Genomic DNA, 16985 nt, shown 5'->3' on the forward strand with positions numbered 1-16985 from the left:
ATCGTGGTTCGTCATGAACGAGCCACGCACGATCCCGCCCCGGCCCCGTGACCGGCTGTACGCCGCGGCCACGCTGGTGCTCGCCGTGTTCCTGCTGCCCGCGGCGTTCGTCCGGCATCCCGGCCGGGCCCGCGAGCTGGCCTGCCGCTGGGCGTTGCGGCTGCGGTTCCCCGCCGAGGACCTCACCGGGCTCACCGAGGGCGCCCTGGCGGCGTTCACCGCGGCGCGCACCCGGGCGCTCTGGCGTCACGGCCAGCTCATCGGCCTCACTTCGGGATACCGCGAACCCCATGTCCAGCAGCGGATGTTCGAGGAGGAGGTGCGCCGCTCGGGCTCGGCGGCGCTGGCGCGCATGCTCGTGCTGCCGCCGGCGGAATCCAGCCATGTCAGGGGCGTCGCGCTGGACGTACGCCCGCACGAGGGCGCGCGCTGGCTGGAGGAACACGGCGCCCGCCACGACCTGTACCGCATCTACGACAACGAGTGGTGGCACTTCGAGTACCGGCCGGACAGCGGCGGCAGGCCGCCACGGCGACGGCCCCACCCCGGTGCGGGCCCCGTCGGCGAACAGGGCGAGTGAACGGCCCCCGCGTCGGGCCCCCGGGCCGAGGGGACACGAGTCGGCGCGTCCGTGACACGACCATGACACGGCGCTGACGGGGCGGGGACACGGCCGCCCGACAGTGGACGGGATTGACCGGCACCCGCTTCCCCGGTGGCGGGTCCGGCCGTCTCCGTACCACCGAGGAAGGCTGATCGATCGTGACCGAACGCGTACGCGTGGCCGTGCTGGCGGGTGGGCCGTCCGCCGAGCACGAGGTGTCGCTGCAGTCGGCGCGGGCCGTGCTCGACGCCCTGCCGAGGGATCTGTATGAGCCCGTCCCCGTCATCATCGACCGGCGGGGCAGGTGGCCGGTGGAACTGCGGCACGATCTGGCCGACGTGGTCTTCCCCGTGCTGCACGGGCCGTTCGGCGAGGACGGCGTCGTCCAGGGACACCTGGAGACGCTGGGCATCCCGTACGTGGGCTGCGGTGTCACGGCCTCCGCCGTGGCCATGGACAAGGTCGCGATGCGGCACGCGTTCCTGGCGGAGGACATCCCGGTCACCCCGCACGTGTGGTTCACCGAGCACGAGTGGCGCACCACCACCGACCCCTGGGGCCTGGTGAAGCCGCTCGACTGGCCGATGTACGTCAAACCGGCCAACATGGGCTCCTCCATCGGCATCTCACGCGTCACCTCCATGCCGGAGCTGCGCGCGGGCGTGGAGCTGGCGCTGGCCCACGACCGGGTGGTCGTCGTCGAGCAGGGTGTGACCGCGCGCGAGATCATCTGCGGCGTGCTCGGCGACTACGACACCCCGGAGACCTCGGTGCCCGGCGAGCTCATCGTGCCCGGCGACTGGCTCGACTACGAGGCCAAGTACCTCAGCCCGGCCGAGATCGCCGCCATCCCCGCCGCGCTGCCGGAACGGGTGGCCGAGGAGGTGCGCGAGCTGGCCCTGCGCGCCTTCCGGGCGATCGGCGGCTACGGCCTGTCCCGCGTCGACTTCCTCCACCAGGAGGACACCGGACGCCTGTACGTACTGGAGATCAACACCATGCCCGGCTTCACCTCCCGTTCCGTCTACGCCAGGGCCTGGGCCGCGAGCGGTGTCGCCTACCCCGACCTGCTGCGCCGCCTCATCGACCTCGCGTTCGCCAGGAGCGGCTCGTGATCCCCATGACGCTGGAGGAGATCGCCCGGGTCGTCGGCGCGAGCCTGCACGACGTGCCCGACGCGCGGACGCCGGTGACGGCGCCCGCGGCGGTCGACTCCCGCGAGGTGGTGCCCGGCGGCCTGTTCGCCGCGACGGCCGGCGCCCGCGCCGACGGCCACGACCACGCGGCCGGTGCCGTCAGGGGCGGCGCCGTCGCCGTGCTGGCCTCCAGGCCCGTCGGCGTGCCCGCCCTCGTGGTCGAGGACGTCCGGCTCGCGCTCGGCCTGCTGGCCAGGCACCTGCTCGGCCGCATCGGCCCGACCGTGATCGGCCTGACCGGCTCGGTGGGCAAGACCACGACCAAGGACCTGCTGGCCCAGGTGCTCGAACGGCACGCCGCGACGGTCGCCACCGACAGGTCGTTCAACAACGAGTTCGGGCTGCCGCTCACCGTGCTGCGCGCCGACGCCGCCACCCGGTACCTGGTGCTGGAGATGGGGGCGGGCCGCAAGGGCGACCTGAGGTACCTGACCGGGATCGCACCGCCCCGGCTCGGGCTGGTGCTCAACGTCGGCACCGCGCACGTGGAGCGGATGGGAGCCGGGCCGGCCGACGTGGCCGAGGCCAAGGGCGAGCTGGTCGAGGCACTTCCGGCGGACGGGTTCGCGCTGCTCAACGCCGACGACCCGTACGTCATGGGCATGGCCGGCCGCACCGGGGCACAGATCCTGTCGTACGGCCGGTCGGCGGGGGCGCGGGTGCGCGCCGAGGGCGTGCGGATGACCGGCGCGCGGGCCGCGTTCGAGCTGGTGACGCCCTGCGGCCGCGCCCCGGTCGAGCTCGGCCTCATCGGCGAGCACCAGGTGGGCAACGCCCTGGCGGCCGCCGCCGTCGCCACCGCGCTCGGCCTGGGCGTCGCCGAGATCGCCGGCGGGCTGAGCGCGGCGCGGCGGCGCTCCGCGGGCCGGCTGGAGATCGTCGAGCGGCCCGACGGCGTCACCGTCGTCGACGACGCCTTCAACGCCAGCCCCGAATCCATGCGGGCCGGGCTGCGGGCGGTGAGGGCCCTGGCCGGCACCCGCCGTACCGTCGCCGTGCTGGGTGCGATGGGACAGCAGGCGGACGCCTCCCGCGCCCGGCACGCGGAGATGGGCCGGCTCGTCGCCGACCTGCGCTTCGACGTGCTGATCGCGGTCGGGGCGGGGGACCCTCTCGCGATGGCGGAGGCGGCGAAGGCCGCGAACCGGGGCGTGGCCGTCCACACCGCCGAGGACGTGGCCGGGGCCCTCGGGCTGGCCACCGCGCTTCTCGAACCGGGGGACGTGGTGTTCGTCAAGGCCTCCAGCGAGATCGGGCTCGGCGCCTGCGCCCGGGCACTGGCCGGCGCCTGACCATCGGCGCCTGACCATCGGCGCGTCACCGAGACATCGGGCATCGAGACATCGAAACGGAGTTCCATGCGCACCATCGGCCTCATCGGCGGGTTGAGCTGGGAGTCGACGGTGATCTACTACCAGATCATCAACCAGCGGGTACGCGAGCGGCTCGGCGGCAGCCATTCCGCCGACAGCCTCATCTGGTCGGTCGACTACACGACCGTCGAGGACCTCATCTTCGCCGACCGCTGGGAGGAGGTCAGCGCGCTGCTGGCCGGCGCCGGCCGGAAGCTGGAGGATCTCGGCGCCGAGGTCCTGCTCGTCTGCAGCAACACCTTCAGCCGGGTGAGCGACGACGTGGCGCGGGCCGCGAGCGTGCCCGTGCTGCACATCGCCGACGCCGTGGGCGCGGAGGTCCGCGCCAGGGGGATGCGCAGGGTCGGCCTGCTGGGCACCCGCTTCACCATGGAGCAGCCCTTCTACCGGGACCGGCTGGCCGCCCACGGCTTCGACGTGGTCGTCCCGCGGCGCGAGCAGCGGGAACTGGCCCACCGCGTGATCTTCGACGAGCTGGTGCGCGGGGTGCTCCGGGAATCCTCCAGGGAGGCCTACGCCCGGATCATCGCCGACCTCGCGGCCGACGGAGCCGAGGGCGTCATCCTCGGCTGCACGGAGATCGAGCTCCTGATCACCGAGAAGGACACCGCCGTCCCGCTGCTGCCGAGCGCCCGGCTGCACGCGGAGGCGGCGGCCGGCTTCGCGCTGACCGGCTGAGGCGCCCCCGGCCGCGTTCCTTCACGACGCTTCGGCGCCCCGTACGGTCCCCGGCGCCACGGGGTGGCGCGGACCCGTCCGACGCCTGCGTGCGGGGACCACCGCCTGACCGCCCCGGGAGTACGGTGATCCGCCCGGGGCGATCGTCACGCCGGGCAGCTCCGGGGGCCGACGCTCTGCCCGGCACCGACGACCGTGACCTGGACAGGGCCCTCCGGCGCCGTGGCGGCGGCCGTGCACACGATCTGCCCGAGGGCGAGCGCGGACAGCTCGCCGGGCGGGGTGGACAGGGTCACCACCAGGCGACCGGCCGGCTTGGCGGTCAACGAGAACGGGCCGGCTCCGGACGGGACGTCGCTGCTGAACCCGTGCGCCCGTTCCCCGGCGGTGGGTCCGGCCGCCAGCAGCGCGAGTGTGTCCGTTTCGAACAGTGGAAGGCCACCGGGCCGGGGCCGTGTCACCGCGCCGAGCCGGCCGTCCTTCACCAGATAGAGGGTGAGCGTCGTGGCCGGTGCGACGCGTCCGCTCGGCGGTGCTCCGGCGACGATGACGTCGCTGGGTTGCACGCCGCAACCGGTCACGGCGACGGCGACGAGCGACACGAGGCCCGCGGCGAGCGCACGGCGGGCGGGTCCGGTCCTCATCCGGGGCCTCCGTCCGGATCTGGCGCCCGGCCTGGCGGGCGCGGTGTGGAAACGGCACCTTCGTCCGGATCGGGCATCCGATCCGGTGGGCGCGATGTGAAGACAGCGCCTTCGCCCGGATCCGGGGCCCGGCGTGGCAGGCGCAGTGTGAAGACGGCGCCGCCGTCCGGGGCGTTGGCGACGGTGAGGTCGCCCCGGTGCAGGCGCGCGTTCTCCCGCGCGATGGCCAGGCCCAGGCCGCTGCCCTCGGACCTGGCCCTGGCCGCGCTGGCCTTGTAGAACCGGTCGAACACGTGCGGCAGCACCGCCTCCTCCAGACCCGGCCCGTGGTCGCGGACCTCAAGAGTGATCTGGTCCGGGTCGGCGCGAAGCCGTACCGACACCGGTGGCTCGCCGTGCCGCAGGGCGTTGCCGACCAGGTTCGCGAGAATGACGTCCACCCGGCGCGGGTCCAGCCGTGCCGTCACCCCGGCCGGAACCTCGGTCTCCACCCGCTCCGACCAGCCCCGGACGCGCAGGGTCGCGCGTACCAGTTCGGCCATGTCGACCTCGTTCGGCGCGAGGGCCGCGACGCCGGAGTCGAACCTGCTGATCTCGATGAGGTCGTTCACCAGGGCGGTGAGGTTGAGCGTCTCCTGGCTGACCAGCCTGGCGGCCCTGTCGGCGGGCTCGGGCAGCCGGTCCGCCTCCTCGTCGAGGACGTCGGCGACGGCGGCGAGCGCGGCCAGCGGGGTGCGCAGCTCGTGCGACACGTCTGCCACGAACCGGCGGGCGTCGGCCTCCATCTCGCGCAGCTGCCTGACGTGCCGTTCCAGCTCGGCGGCGGTGTCGTTGAACGTGCGCGCCACCTCGGCCAGCTCGTCGGAGCCGCGCACCGCGATCCTGGTCCGCAGCTCGCCCTCTCCCAGCAGGCGTGCCGCCCGGCCGAGCTCGCGCACCGGGCCCAGCACGCCGCGGGTGGCCAGCAGCGCCAGCAGGACCGCGAACGCCAGGGCCGCCCCGCCGGTGAGCCAGGCGCGTGCGGCGAGCGCGTCGATGCTGTCCTGTTCGGGGAGCAGGCTGCGCGCGCTGTAGACCTCGATGCCCGACACCCGCGTCGTCCGGTCCCGCTCGATGACCAGCAGTGGCGAGCCGATGATCAGGATGGGCCCGCTCCGCCACACCACGCGTTGCCACGCGACGTCGCCACCGGCCACCACCCGCCGCAACTCCGACGGGATCACCCCGAGATCCAGGGTCTGGGCCTCTCCGCCCGGCACCCCGTGTCCTGGCGGCGGGGGCGGGCCCGGGGGGAGCGGGGAGTGCCTGTCGCGGTAGACGGCGACCGCGAAGCCGTTCTGGCCGGCCGCGGCCGCGGCGATCTCGCCGAGCTCCTCCTGGTCCGGCGCCGCGCTCCGCAACGGGTAGAGCGCCTCCAGGCGGCCGGTCATCGCCTGCACCGCGGCGTCCTGGGTCCGCTTCAGGATGTCGTTGCGGGCCAGGACGTAGAGCCCGCCGGCCACCGCCGCCGCGGTGACCACGCACAACAGCGCGAAGGCGAACAGCAGCCGGGCGCGCAGCCCCAGGCTCGGCCGAGGTGTCACCGGCGGCTCACACCGGCCCGAACCGGTACCCGAACCCACGCACCGTCTGCACGTAGACCGGCGCCGCCGAGTCGTCCTCGATCTTCGCGCGCAACCGTTGCACGCACGCGTCCACCAGGCGCGAGTCGCCGAAGTAGCCGTGCTCCCACACCGACTCCAGCAGTTGCTGGCGGCTGTGCACCCGGCCCGGCGTGCCGGAGAGCTCCAGCAGCAGGCGCAGCTCGGTCGGGGCGAGGTCCACCGGCACGCCGCGTCTGGCGACCACGATCCCGGCCCGGTCGATGGTCAGGTCCCCGTGCCGCTCCAGCTCCGCCTGGTCGCGGCCGATCCGCCGGAGCACGGCGCCGATGCGCGCCTCGAGCACCCTGGGCTGCACCGGCTTGACCACGTAGTCGTCGGCGCCCGCCTCCAGCCCGGCCACCACGTCCATGTCGTCGCCGCGCGCGGTCAGCATGATGATCGGCAGCTGTCCGGCGGCCCGGATGCGGCGGCAGACCTCGAACCCGTCCATGCCGGGCAGCATCAGATCGAGCACGACGACGTCGGGAAGGTCGGTGCGCAACCGTTCCAGTCCCTGCTCGCCGGACTCCACCGCGCGCACCCGGTACCCGTGCAGGGTCAGGGCCAGCTCCAGGCCCTCCCGTACGGCCGGGTCGTCCTCGATCAGCAACACTCGCGACACGCCCCCGCGTTTCACAGCACGCCCCCCGTAACTCGCCCGCGACCCGTCCGCCGGCCGGCCCCACCCACTGTCGGCCGGCCGTGTGCCCGTCCCGTCTTCGCCATGTCATGGTCGTGTCACGGCCTTGCCGATGATCACCACCGTCGGCGGACGGTGACCTGCGGCGGACAAAGCGTCCACATTCGGCGCCAATCGTAGTTCGTCGGCACCACGCGCACCCGCGGCCCGCCGCTCCCGTCCGGGCGGCACCCCGTCCCGGCCCCTCCCGGCCCGCCGCCCGTCGCCCGCCCCGCCCCGGCCCGTCGCCCGCTCCGGCTCACCCGCCGCGCCCGTTCCGGCCGTGACCGTGCCCGCGTTCTACCGGAAAAGCACGCCGGGCCCGATCCGCACCCTCTGTGTCACGGCGTCGCCCCTCATCCCGGGAATGCGCCGACGCGGCTCATGACGGGCGGGATCCGCCGCGAGAACCCCCGCGCCGCCGTACGCCACGGCGAACCCGGCGCCGATCATCCCGCTCCACCCCGATATCGGCGCCGAGGCGGCCACTTCGGTGCCGCGACGGCCACCGTCAGGCGCTGACCTGCGGCGGCGCGAGCTCGCGTACCCGGTGACAGCGCTCTTGCCGAGACCCCGCCCAAGGGGGCACCCACCTGGTCGTTTTGCCTTTTCCTGACTCGTGGTTGGCATTTTTTTGACTTTAGGAAGAGACCGAAACGTTACCAAATCAGGCGCAACCATGTTCAGTCATCATGCATCTCCTATTAGTGTTTTAAGAGCAGTTTGCTGTAGTTGGGGAGAGAAATTGTGCTGATCGTGGAACGCCGACACCTCAGGACGCCGCTGGCCGGTCTGGCCCTGGCGACCGCGGCGGTGCTGGTCACCGCCTGCTCCGGGGGGGCGGCTCCGGAGGCTTCTCCCGGTCCGGGCGCCGGATCGGGCGCCGTCGCCGCCACCGCCCCGGCCGTGACGGAGATAAAGATCAGCCCGGCCAAGGGCAGCAAGACCGTACGCCCGGACAAGAAGGTCGTCGTCGCGGCCTCCAACGGGGCGTTGGAGGAGGTCACCGTGGAGAGCGGTGGCCGCGAGCTGGCGGGTGACTTCGACGCCGAGCGCACGAAGTGGATCTCCTCCACGCCCATGATGCCGGACAGTGACTACACCGTTTCGGTCCGGGCGGTGGACGGCACGACCGCCGGCAGCTCCTTCAGGACGCTCAAGCCCAAGCACGAGCTCGAGGTGGCGGACGTCACCCCGGCGATCAAGGGGGAGAAGGTCGGCGTGGGGGCGCCGATCATCGTCACCTTCAACCAGCAGATCGCCAACAAGGCCGGGGTGGAGAAGGCCCTGGAGGTCAAGGCGCAAAAGCCGGTCCAGGGCGCCTGGCGGTGGATCAACGACACGACCGTGATCTACCGGACCGCGAAATTCTGGCAGCCGCACCAGAAGGTGACCTTCACCGCCCGCCTCAAGGGCGTGCAGGGCGGCAAGGACATGTACGGCGTGAAGGACATGACCAAGGTCATCCGGATCGGCGCGGCCCAGATCGCCACGATCGACACCCGCAAGCACAAGATGATCGTCAAGCGGGACGGCAAGGTCGTGCAGACCATGCTGATCAGCGCGGGCAACGCCAGCACGCGCGAGTACACCACCACCAGCGGTATCCACCTGGCGATGGGCAAGGCCAACCCCGAGCGCATGATCTCCCCGGGCCGCAAGAAGGGCGACCCCGGCTACTACGACCTCATGATCAACCACGCGGTCCGTTTCTCCAACAGCGGCGAGTACGTGCACGCGCTGAACAACGTGTGGGCCCAGGGACGCCAGAACGTCAGCCACGGGTGCATCAACTCCCGCCCCGACCAGGCCAGGTGGTACTACAACCAGGTCCAGCGCGGCGATGTGATCACCATCAGGGGGACCGACCGCGAGATGGAGTGGAACAACGGCTGGGGCTTCTGGCAGCTGTCGTTCAAGGAATGGCGTAAGGGCAGCGCCCTGGCCCGAGCCTGACCCCCGGAACCGCCCCACCACTTCGCCCGTTCCGCCGCCCGGGCCGGGCCCGCTCGCCCGGCGTGCCGGTCTGGCCCGATCCCCTGAACAGGCCCCCGCCCGGCGCCGGCGGCGCCCCGGCCCGCGATGGCCCGGGGTGGCTTGGGGCGGCCCCCCTCGGCGGTTCGCGGGCGGCCCCGAGCCGGTGATCCCGGGCGGTGTGGCGGGTGATCCCGGGCGGTGTGGCGGTGGTGCGGCGGTAGTGAGAAACCGGCCGCGCCCGGCCTGGCGGGCGCGGTAGCGTGTGCGGCGGACACGACGGCGGCGCGGGGGCGCCGCCGGTGGGGACGTTCTCGGGGGAGGACCGTGTGAGGCTCCAGGAGCAGGTGCTCATCTTCGACGCCGACGACACGCTGTGGGAGAACAACGTGTTGTTCGAGCGGGTCGTCGAGGACTTCCTCGACTGGCTGGCGCATCCGACCCTCGACCGAGCCCAGATCCGCGCCCTCGTCGACGACATCCAGGCGGCCAACGCCGTCACCCACGGCTACGGCAGCACGATGTTCCTGCGCAGCCTCGGCGAGTGCTTCGAGCGGCTGAGCGAGCGCCCCGCGACCGCGGCCGAGCGCCGCCGCATCGACGAGCTGGCCCTGGCCCTCGTCGGGCGCCGGGTGGAGCTGGTCGACGGCGTCGCCGAGACGCTCACGACCCTGAGCGAGCGCCACGAGCTGCTCCTGCTCACCAAGGGCGACCTGGACGAGCAGCGGCGCAAGCTGGAGGCCTCACAGCTGGCCCACCACTTCCGCGACGTGCACATCGTGGCGGAGAAGGACGTCGAGATCTACCGGTGGCTGGCCCGCGAGCACGCGCTGGCGCCCGCGACGACCTGGATGATCGGCAACTCCCCGAAGTCCGACATCCTTCCCGCCCGGCAGGCGGGGATGAACGCGGTGTTCATCCCCAACGACCACACCTGGGCGCTGGAGAAGACCGATCTCGACCCCGGCGACGAGCGGGTGCTGCGGCTGGGCAGGTTCCCCGAGCTGCTGGACCACTTCTGAGGCCCTGAAAGCCGTTCTCAGCCTCCGTCTGCGGAGCCCGTCTCAGGGGAGCCCGCGGGGTCGGTGGAGCCAGTGGAGTCGGCGGCGGCCACGCCGGGCCGGGTGAGACGTTCGGGGTCGACGACCCTGTCGTAGAGGGCCTCGCCGACGCCCGACCTCAGGGCGGCGTCCCTGAGGGTGAGGTCCTCGCGCAGCGCGCGGTGGGCGATGCGCGCGGCCCTGTCGTAGCCGATGGCCGGGCTGAGCGCGGTGACCATCATCAGCGAGCGGCCGACGTTGTCCTCCAGCCTGGCGGTGTCGAGCCGGACGCCCTCGACGAGATAGGCGCGGAAGTGGTCCATCGCGTCGGCCAGCAGCCGCACCGAGCGCAGGACGTTGTCGATGACGACCGGCCGGAAGGCGTTGAGCTCGAAGTTGCCCTCCGCACCCGCCATCGAGACCGCCGCGTCGTTGCCCATGACCTGGACGCAGACCATCAGCACCGCCTCGGCCTGGGTCGGGTTCACCTTCCCCGGCATGATCGACGACCCCGGCTCGTTGGCGGGCAGCACCAGCTCGCCCAAGCCCGTACGGGGCCCCGAGCCCAGCCAGCGCATGTCGTTGGCGAACTTGAACAGCGGCACCGCCAGGGTGCGCAGCGCCGCCGAGAAACGCACCAGCGCGTCGCAGGAGGCCTGCGCGGCGAAGGCGTTGGGAGCGCCGGTGAAGGCCAGCCCGGTGAGGGCCGCGATCCGCGCGGCGGCCTCGGCCCCGAACCCCGGTGGCGCGTTCAGCCCGGTGCCCACCGCCGTGCCGCCGATCGCCAGCCGGTACAACCCCGCCAGGGCGTGCCGGAGATCCTCCTCGGCGTCTTGGAGCTGGGCGGCGTAGCCCGACCACTCCTGGCCGACCGTGAGCGGCGTGGCGTCCTCCAGGTGGGTACGGCCGACCTTGACCACGTGCCCCCACTCGCGGCTGCGGGCCTCGGCGGCCTCTCGCAGCCGCGCCAGCGCGGGCAGCAGGCGGCCGGTGGCGGCCCGGGCCGCGGCGATGTGCATAGCGGTGACGAAGGTGTCGTTGGAGGACTGCCCCATGTTGACGTGGTCGTTGGGGTGGACCGGCTCCTTGGCGCCGAGCCGGCCGCCGAGCAGCTGGATCGCCCGGTTGGAGATCACCTCGTTGACGTTCATGTTCGACTGGGTGCCGGAGCCGGTCTGCCAGACGTACAGCGGGAACTCCGCGTCCAGCTCACCGGTGACGACCTCGTCGCAGACCCGGGCGATCAGGTGGGCCTTCCAGCCGGGCAGGCGCCCGGCCTCCCCGTTGACCAGGGCCGCGGCCTTCTTGACGACACCGTAGGCGTGGTAGACGGCCTTGGGCATCCGGTCCTCGCCGATGTCGAAGTGGATCAGCGAGCGCTGGGTCTGCGCGCCCCAGTAGTGGTCGGCCGGGACCTGGATCTCACCCATCGAGTCGCTCTCGGTACGAGTGCCCGAGGCCCGCAGCCCGATCGGCACGTCGAGAATCTCCGGCGCGGCCTCCCGCGCGCGGCGCGGGTGGCGGGCGGCCACCGTCAGGCTCCCCTGACCGGCCGGTAGCACGGCTGCCACATCGCGTCCCGTACCTGCTGGACGGGGTCGGGCAGGTCCACGCGGGCCAGGCCCTCGGCGGCGGCCCGGCGGGCGACGGCGACGGCGACGGTGGCCGAGACCTCCCGCAGGTCGCCGACCGGAGGCAGCAGGGAGGCGCCGGGGGCCGAGACGTCGGCCATCGAGCCGACCGCCTCGGCCGCGGCCTGGAGCATGCCGTCGCTGACCCGCCGGGCACGCGAGACGATCACCCCCAGTCCCAGCCCCGGATACAGCAGGGCGTTGTTGGCCTGGCCGATGGTGTGGGTGAGGCCGTCATGGGTGACGGGGGCGACCGGGATGCCGGTGGCGACCAGGACGCGGCCGCCGGTCCAGCGGATCAGGTCCTCGGGCATCGCCTCGATGCGGCTGGTCGGGTTGGAGATGGGGAAGACGACGGGCCGCTCGACGGCGGCGGCCATCGCGCGCACGATCTCCTCGGTGAAGGCGCCGTGCGCGGTGGAGGTGCCCAGCAGCATGGTCGGGTGGACGCGGCCGACGACCTCGGCCAGCCCGATCCCGTTCTCCCTGGCGTCCCTGAGCCAGCCGGCGACCTCCGAGGCCGGGCGGGCGTAGGGGGTCTGGAAGTCCCGCAGGCCCGACATGTCGTCGGTCAGCAGGCCCTGCCGGTCGACCGCCCAGATCCGGCGGACGGCCTCCCGGGCCTCCAGGCCGTCGCGCACCATCGCGTCGCGCAGCTGGTCGGCGATCCCGACGCCGGCCGTACCGGCGCCGAAGACGACGATCCGCTGCTCGCGCATGGGGGTGCCCGAGACGCGGGCGGCGCCCAGCATGGCCGCCAGCACGATCGCGCCGGTGCCCTGCATGTCGTCGTTGAAGGTGGGAAGGCGGCCGGTGTAGCGCTCCAGGATGCGCCGGGCGTTGGAGGGGCCGAAGTCCTCCCAGTGCAGCATCGCGCCGGGAAAGCGGGCGACGGCCGCCGAGACGTAGGCGTCGACGAAGTCGTCGTAGCGCCGCCCCCGCACCCGCGGGTGCCGGTTGCCGACGTAGAGGGGGTCGTCGAGCAGTCTCCCGTTGTCGGTGCCCACGTCCAGCGCCACGGCGACGACCCGGGCCGGGTCGATGCCCGCGGCGGCGGTGTAGACGGCCAGCTTGCCGACGGCGATGCCCGCGCCGCCGCCCACCCCCCAGTCGCCGATGCCGAGGATCTCCTCGGCGTCGGAGGCGACGACCAGGTCGACGTCGTCGGGCCCCAGGCCCAGGTTGGCGAAGGCCCGGTCGACGTCGGCGGCGTCGGCCGCGTCGTCGACCGACAGGTACACCCCCCGCGGCCGGCGGTACTCGTGGCTGTAGCCCTCGATCGCCAGGGCGATCGTCGGGTCGTAGACGACCGGCAGCATCTCGGGCAGGTGATCGCCCAGCAGCCGGTAGAACAACACCTCGTTGCGGTCCTGCAGCGCCGTCAGGTAGACGTTCTTGCGCAGGTCGTCCGGTTGCGCCAGATACTGCGCGTAGGCGCGGCGCGCCTGCTCCTCCAGCGTCTCGACCGCCGCCGGCAGGAGCCCGTCCAGGCCCAGCTCCTCGCGTTCGGCCGGGGTGAAGGCCGTCCCCTTGTTCAGCAGCGGGTTGTCCAGGACCTCCAGGCCGCGCCCCGGGGTGGTGTAGCTCCCGTCGGGGTTCTCCGCGAAGCCGCGGCGCGCCCGGGCGAGCTGCCGTCTCCTGCCCGGCGACATCGTCTTGCCCATGGTGTCCTCCCCGCCCGTTGACGGCCGCCCGGCGTGCGGGCCCGTACCCGTTTATGCCCTCCCCGGGGCACGGCGGCGAACGCCATAATCAGGACAAAGGTTCCTTTTGCCGCTTAATGTCCTTTCCGGAAGGCCGTCCCTTCCGGAGGCCGGGGGAGAGGACGGCAGGGCTCACAGGCAGGGCTCACAGGCAGAACTCACGCAGGGCTCACGCAGACCTCACGCAGGGCTCACAGGAGGGTGAGCTGGGCCTGCCTGGGCAGGGCCAGCGGCAGGGGCTGCTCGGGCCGCGCCGGGCCCATCCCGTAGCGGGCGGCCAGCCGTGCCACCTGGCCGGTGAGGTTGCGCACGTAGCCGGGCTCGGCGTCGGCGCCCCTGCCGTACAGCTCGGCGTAGCGGGGCGCGAGCGCCGGATGGTGCTCGCCCAGCCAGGCGAGGTACCACTCACGGGCGCCGGGGGGCAGGCGCAGCACGTGGGGGACGAGGCTGACGGCCCCGGCGTCGGCGACGCGGCGCACGGTGGCCGCGAGCTGGTCGGGGGAGTCGGTCAGCAGCGGCAGGATCGGCGCCATCGCCACCCCGCACGCCACCCCCCGCTCGTTCAGCTCGGCCACCAGCTCCAGGCGTTTCTGAGCGCTGGGGGCACCGGGCTCCACGCTGCGGCGGATCCGGTCGTCGACGAAGGCGATCGAGACCACCACCCCGGCCCCGGGGGTGGCGGCCAGCAGGTCGGTGTCACGCAGGATCAACCGGCTCTTGGTGAACACGGTGAACGGCGCCCCGGCCTCGCGCAACGCGCCGACCAGGCCGGGCATCAGCCGGTAGACCTCCTCGGCGCCCTGGTAGCAGTCGCCCCCCACTCCCACGGTGACGTGCTCGCCGTCCCAGCGCGATCGTAGCTCCGCGCGCAGTTTGCGCACGATGTTGGTGCGCACCACGATCCGGGAGTCGAAGTCGCCCTCGGCGTTCAGCCCCAGGTAGCGGTGCCCCCGGCGTACCGAGCAGTAACGGCAGGCCTGGGCGCACCCCCGGTAGGGGCTGACCGCCCAGCCTTCGGGGGTGCGGTCGAGCGCGGTGCGCGCCTGCACCTCATAACAGGTCAGAGCCCCGTGGACCCTGGTCAGCGCGGAGCGCTCGATCCGCGGCCTGACGTCGGGCGGCGCGGCGAGCAGGGCGGGCGCGTCCCATGGCATGCGGCCCAGTGGAACACGCTTTCGACACCCCTCGCAAGCCGGGCAGGTCGTGGCGCCGGACGGCCCCGCCCCCGGGGATCCGGCGGCCGACGATCGATGGAAAATGGTATGTTTATGCCGATTTTTGGGGGAGTGGGGGAATTATGGCGTGGCTGATCCTGGCCGGAGCGATCGTCGCGGAGATCGTGGCGACCACCGCCCTCAAGCTGAGCGACGGGTTCGCCCACAAGGGCTGGTCGGTCCTCGTCGTCGCCGGATACGCCGCCGCGTTCATCCTGCTGGCCCAGGCGCTCAAGCTGCAGATGGAGGTCGGCACCGCCTACGCGGTCTGGGCCGGGGCGGGCACCGCGATCATCGCCGCCATCGGCGTGCTCTTCCTCGGCGAGACGATCAGCTTCGCCAAGATCGCGGGCATCGTCCTGATCATCGGCGGCGTCGTGGTGCTCAACCTGGCCGGCGGCGCCCACTGAGCCCCCGCCCCCGCGCGCCTTTGGGCGAACGCGCGCGCCCACCCGCGCACCCCCGGATAAACGCCTCGCCCGCCGCGCGGCGACTGTCCTAATCTGACCCGGTGCTGAAGCCTTCCTACCCCGTACGGACCGATCGCCTGATCCTGCGCCCCTACACCCCGGCCGACCTCGACGCCCTGTACGCCATCCACCGCCTGCCCGAGGTCGCCCGTTACCTGTACTGGGAGCCGCGCGACCGTGAGCAGACCCGCGAGGCGCTGGAAAGAAAGATCGGCGAGACGGCGCTGCTGGAGGAGGGCCGGTCCCTCACCCTGGCGGTGGAGCTGGCCGCCACCGGCGAGCTGCTCGGCGACGTCCTGCTCATCTGGCACAGCCGCTCACAGCGCACCGGCGAGATCGGCTACGTCTTCCACCCCGGCCACCACGGCAGGGGGTACGCCACCGAGGCGGCCCTGGCCATGCTGGAGCTCGGCTTCGACGGCCTGGACCTGCACCGCGTCATCGGCCGCCTGGACGCCCGCAACGAGGCCTCGGCCCGGGTGCTGGAGAAACTCGGCATGCGCCGCGAGGCCCACTTCGTCGACAACGAGATGGTCAAGGGCGAGTGGACCAGCGAGCTCGTCTACGCCATCCTGCGCCGCGAGTGGCACGCCCGGCGCTGAAGCCTCACGGACGGTGAGTCTCACGGCTGATGAGCCCGACGGGTGATGAGCCCGGCCGGTGGCTGTCTCGTGGCGGGCGGCCCGGCCCCGCGCCCGCCGAGGGGCTCCGGTTGAACGACGGGCGCGCGCAGGGCACCATGTCATCCGATGACCATTCTGCATCTCGCCCTGGCCTCCGACTGGGACGCCGCCCGGCGGGTGGGGGAGTACCGCGTCTCCACCATCGGGCTCACCCTCGACGACGTCGGTTTCATCCACGCCTGCGCCGACCACGAGCAGCTGCGCGGGGTCGTGGAGCGCTTCTACGGCGACGTCACCGATCCCCTCGTGCTGCTCAGCGTCGACCCCGCCGGGCTCGACGTACGCATGGAGGAGGTGCCCGGAGACTCGCCCGAGGCGTTCCCGCACATCTACGGGCCGCTGCCGGTCACCGCGGTGACCGCCGTCGAGCCGTTCACCCCGCCCGGTTCCGGCTCTGTCAGTAGGCTCCGCGCATGACCGACCTATCCGGACCAACCATCCGCACCCTCGACTCCATGGTCGTCTACACCAACCCGTGGATCAGCGTGCGCGAGGATCGCATCGAGCGCCCCGACGGCTCCCACGGCATCTACGGCGTCGTGGACGTGCCCGACTTCGCCATCGTCATGCCCATGGAGAACGACGGGTTCCACCTGGTGGAGGAGTACCGCTACCCGGTGGGGCGCCGCACCTGGAACTTCCCCCAGGGCGGGGTCAAGGACAGCCCCTCGCCCCTGTTCACCGCCCACACCGAGCTGGCCCAGGAGACCGGCCTGCGAGCCACCTCGATGACCCATCTGGGACGCCTGGACAACGCGCACGGCACGACGGGCCAGAACTACGACATCTTCCTCGCCACCGGCCTGACCGCCGGCGCCCACGAGCGTGAGCACACCGAGCAGGACATGCGCCAGGACTGGGTCTCGCGAGCCGAGTTCGAGCGGATGATCCTGAACGGCGCCATCACCGACAGCAACTCGATCGCCGCCTACGCCATGCTCCTGCTGCGCGGGGCGCTCTGAGAGATCGGCCTCGCACGCTCCCCGGAGCCGGAAAGGGCCGAAAAGGCCGACCGGACACGACCGGCGCCGCATCACCACATCCACGCACCGGCCGATCACCACATCTCCCTCGAATCCCTCGAAAACAGGTGATCACCCCCCCACACGACGACCTCGCGGCGGTACGCTCAGCCCATGTCGAACCCGATCGTCATCCTCCTCCTGACGGCGGTCGTCGTGGCGGCGGTCATCGCCCTGATCGTCTTCGCGGTGCGGGCGGCCCAGCGCCCCAGAAACGCCCTGGTCGGCGGGGGAATCGGCCCCGAGCTCATCGAGCGGCTCCTGGAGCTCAAAGCCACCGACCAGTTCGACCAGGCCGTCTTCCTGGTCCGGGGCGAGACCGGCATGAGCCACCGCGCCTCCGCCCGCTTCGTCAGGAAACTCAAGGCCTCGCCCCCGCCGCCCTGACCTCCCCCGCCGCCCTGCCCCCCGCCGTCCCGGGCGGGCGCCGG

General features: G+C 72.7%; 17 protein-coding genes. 11 read left to right on the forward strand and 6 right to left on the reverse strand.

The genetic code is table 11. The features are described from left to right. The first annotated feature begins 13 nt into the window (after nucleotides 1-13). From vanY-N to ACFYWM_RS29110, 4 genes are all read left to right on the forward strand, one after another. Nucleotides 14-580, forward strand: a complete 567-nt coding sequence (gene vanY-N, locus ACFYWM_RS29095; protein WP_389919745.1) for a D,D-peptidase/D,D-carboxypeptidase VanY-N — start codon at nucleotides 14-16, stop codon at nucleotides 578-580. 182 nt (nucleotides 581-762) lie between these two features. Continuing rightward, nucleotides 763-1719: a D-alanine--D-alanine ligase family protein gene (locus ACFYWM_RS29100; protein WP_389919747.1), complete on the forward strand. Its 957-nt coding sequence runs from the start codon at nucleotides 763-765 to the stop codon at nucleotides 1717-1719. After that, a complete protein-coding gene (murF, locus tag ACFYWM_RS29105) occupies nucleotides 1716-3092 on the forward strand; it encodes a UDP-N-acetylmuramoyl-tripeptide--D-alanyl-D-alanine ligase (protein WP_389919749.1) in 1377 nt (458 codons plus the stop codon). Before ACFYWM_RS29100 ends, murF begins: the two co-directional genes overlap by 4 nt. A gap of 66 nt (nucleotides 3093-3158) precedes the next feature. Next, entirely contained in the window at nucleotides 3159-3851 is a 693-nt protein-coding gene (locus ACFYWM_RS29110; protein ID WP_389919752.1) for an aspartate/glutamate racemase family protein, read from the forward strand. Between the two features lie 146 nt (nucleotides 3852-3997). Here the strand turns inward: ACFYWM_RS29110 and ACFYWM_RS29115 are convergent, their stop codons facing one another. Genes ACFYWM_RS29115 through ACFYWM_RS29125 form a run of 3 tightly spaced genes read right to left on the reverse strand, consistent with a single transcriptional unit; the run spans nucleotide 3998 to nucleotide 6760 of the window. Next, nucleotides 3998-4495, reverse strand: coding sequence for a GerMN domain-containing protein (locus ACFYWM_RS29115; RefSeq protein ID WP_389919754.1), 498 nt, complete (start codon nucleotides 4493-4495; stop codon nucleotides 3998-4000). After that, complete coding sequence (locus ACFYWM_RS29120) at nucleotides 4492-6078, reverse strand: ATP-binding protein (protein ID WP_389919757.1); 1587 nt, start codon at nucleotides 6076-6078, stop codon at nucleotides 4492-4494. Before ACFYWM_RS29120 ends, ACFYWM_RS29115 begins: the two co-directional genes overlap by 4 nt. A 7-nt stretch (nucleotides 6079-6085) precedes the next feature. Continuing rightward, a complete protein-coding gene (locus ACFYWM_RS29125; protein WP_389919760.1) occupies nucleotides 6086-6760 on the reverse strand; it encodes a response regulator in 675 nt (224 codons plus the stop codon). 813 nt (nucleotides 6761-7573) lie between these two features. On the opposite strand from ACFYWM_RS29125, the gene ACFYWM_RS29130 reads away from it, so the two are divergent. After that, nucleotides 7574-8773, forward strand: coding sequence for an Ig-like domain-containing protein (locus ACFYWM_RS29130; protein WP_389919762.1), 1200 nt, complete (start codon nucleotides 7574-7576; stop codon nucleotides 8771-8773). Nucleotides 8774-9120: 347 nt separating this feature from the next. Next, nucleotides 9121-9813 (forward strand): HAD family hydrolase, encoded by a 693-nt coding sequence (locus tag ACFYWM_RS29135; protein ID WP_389919764.1) that lies wholly within the window; start codon nucleotides 9121-9123, stop codon nucleotides 9811-9813. Between the two features lie 17 nt (nucleotides 9814-9830). Here the strand turns inward: ACFYWM_RS29135 and fumC are convergent, their stop codons facing one another. The 3 genes from fumC to ACFYWM_RS29150 all read right to left on the reverse strand — a co-directional run bounded on the left by fumC (nucleotide 9831) and on the right by ACFYWM_RS29150 (nucleotide 14319). Continuing rightward, nucleotides 9831-11402: a class II fumarate hydratase gene (gene fumC, locus ACFYWM_RS29140; RefSeq protein ID WP_389919766.1), complete on the reverse strand. Its 1572-nt coding sequence runs from the start codon at nucleotides 11400-11402 to the stop codon at nucleotides 9831-9833. After that, nucleotides 11366-13126, reverse strand: coding sequence for an NAD-dependent malic enzyme (locus ACFYWM_RS29145; RefSeq protein WP_389919769.1), 1761 nt, complete (start codon nucleotides 13124-13126; stop codon nucleotides 11366-11368). Before ACFYWM_RS29145 ends, fumC begins: the two co-directional genes overlap by 37 nt. Before the next feature lie 230 nt (nucleotides 13127-13356). Continuing rightward, on the reverse strand, nucleotides 13357-14319 hold the full coding sequence (locus ACFYWM_RS29150; protein ID WP_389919772.1) for a radical SAM protein: 963 nt from the start codon (nucleotides 14317-14319) through the stop codon (nucleotides 13357-13359). A gap of 143 nt (nucleotides 14320-14462) precedes the next feature. On the opposite strand from ACFYWM_RS29150, the gene ACFYWM_RS29155 reads away from it, so the two are divergent. From ACFYWM_RS29155 to ACFYWM_RS29175, 5 genes are all read left to right on the forward strand, one after another. Then, the gene (locus tag ACFYWM_RS29155; RefSeq protein WP_389919775.1) at nucleotides 14463-14789 is read left to right on the forward strand and encodes a DMT family transporter; all 327 of its coding nucleotides are present in this window, start codon (nucleotides 14463-14465) and stop codon (nucleotides 14787-14789) included. Between the two features lie 101 nt (nucleotides 14790-14890). After that, a complete protein-coding gene (locus tag ACFYWM_RS29160; RefSeq protein WP_389919778.1) occupies nucleotides 14891-15451 on the forward strand; it encodes a GNAT family N-acetyltransferase in 561 nt (186 codons plus the stop codon). A gap of 147 nt (nucleotides 15452-15598) precedes the next feature. Then, the gene (locus tag ACFYWM_RS29165; RefSeq protein WP_389919781.1) at nucleotides 15599-15949 is read left to right on the forward strand and encodes a DUF952 domain-containing protein; all 351 of its coding nucleotides are present in this window, start codon (nucleotides 15599-15601) and stop codon (nucleotides 15947-15949) included. Further along, complete coding sequence (locus ACFYWM_RS29170; protein ID WP_389919784.1) at nucleotides 15946-16494, forward strand: NUDIX domain-containing protein; 549 nt, start codon at nucleotides 15946-15948, stop codon at nucleotides 16492-16494. The genes ACFYWM_RS29165 and ACFYWM_RS29170 overlap by 4 nt, the downstream gene beginning before the upstream one ends. Before the next feature lie 174 nt (nucleotides 16495-16668). Then, entirely contained in the window at nucleotides 16669-16941 is a 273-nt protein-coding gene (locus tag ACFYWM_RS29175; protein ID WP_389919787.1) for a hypothetical protein, read from the forward strand. Nucleotides 16942-16985 lie beyond the last annotated feature (44 nt).

Source organism: Streptosporangium sp. NPDC002721 (assembly GCF_042888905.1).
Classification (GTDB): domain Bacteria; phylum Actinomycetota; class Actinomycetes; order Streptosporangiales; family Streptosporangiaceae; genus Streptosporangium.

Bases quoted from the DNA above. Each gene is read 5' to 3' on its own strand.
- vanY-N (WP_389919745.1), top strand. From the start codon at position 14: ATGAACGAGCCACGCACGATCCCGCCCCGGCCCCGTGACCGGCTGTAC.
- ACFYWM_RS29110 (WP_389919752.1), top strand. From the start codon at position 3,159: ATGCGCACCATCGGCCTCATCGGCGGGTTGAGCTGGGAGTCGACGGTG.
- ACFYWM_RS29115 (WP_389919754.1), bottom strand. From the start codon at position 4,495: ATGAGGACCGGACCCGCCCGCCGTGCGCTCGCCGCGGGCCTCGTGTCG.
- ACFYWM_RS29145 (WP_389919769.1), bottom strand. From the start codon at position 13,126: ATGGGCAAGACGATGTCGCCGGGCAGGAGACGGCAGCTCGCCCGGGCG.
- ACFYWM_RS29150 (WP_389919772.1), bottom strand. From the start codon at position 14,319: ATGCCATGGGACGCGCCCGCCCTGCTCGCCGCGCCGCCCGACGTCAGG.
- ACFYWM_RS29155 (WP_389919775.1), top strand. From the start codon at position 14,463: ATGGCGTGGCTGATCCTGGCCGGAGCGATCGTCGCGGAGATCGTGGCG.
- ACFYWM_RS29165 (WP_389919781.1), top strand. From the start codon at position 15,599: ATGACCATTCTGCATCTCGCCCTGGCCTCCGACTGGGACGCCGCCCGG.
- ACFYWM_RS29170 (WP_389919784.1), top strand. From the start codon at position 15,946: ATGACCGACCTATCCGGACCAACCATCCGCACCCTCGACTCCATGGTC.
- ACFYWM_RS29175 (WP_389919787.1), top strand. From the start codon at position 16,669: ATGTCGAACCCGATCGTCATCCTCCTCCTGACGGCGGTCGTCGTGGCG.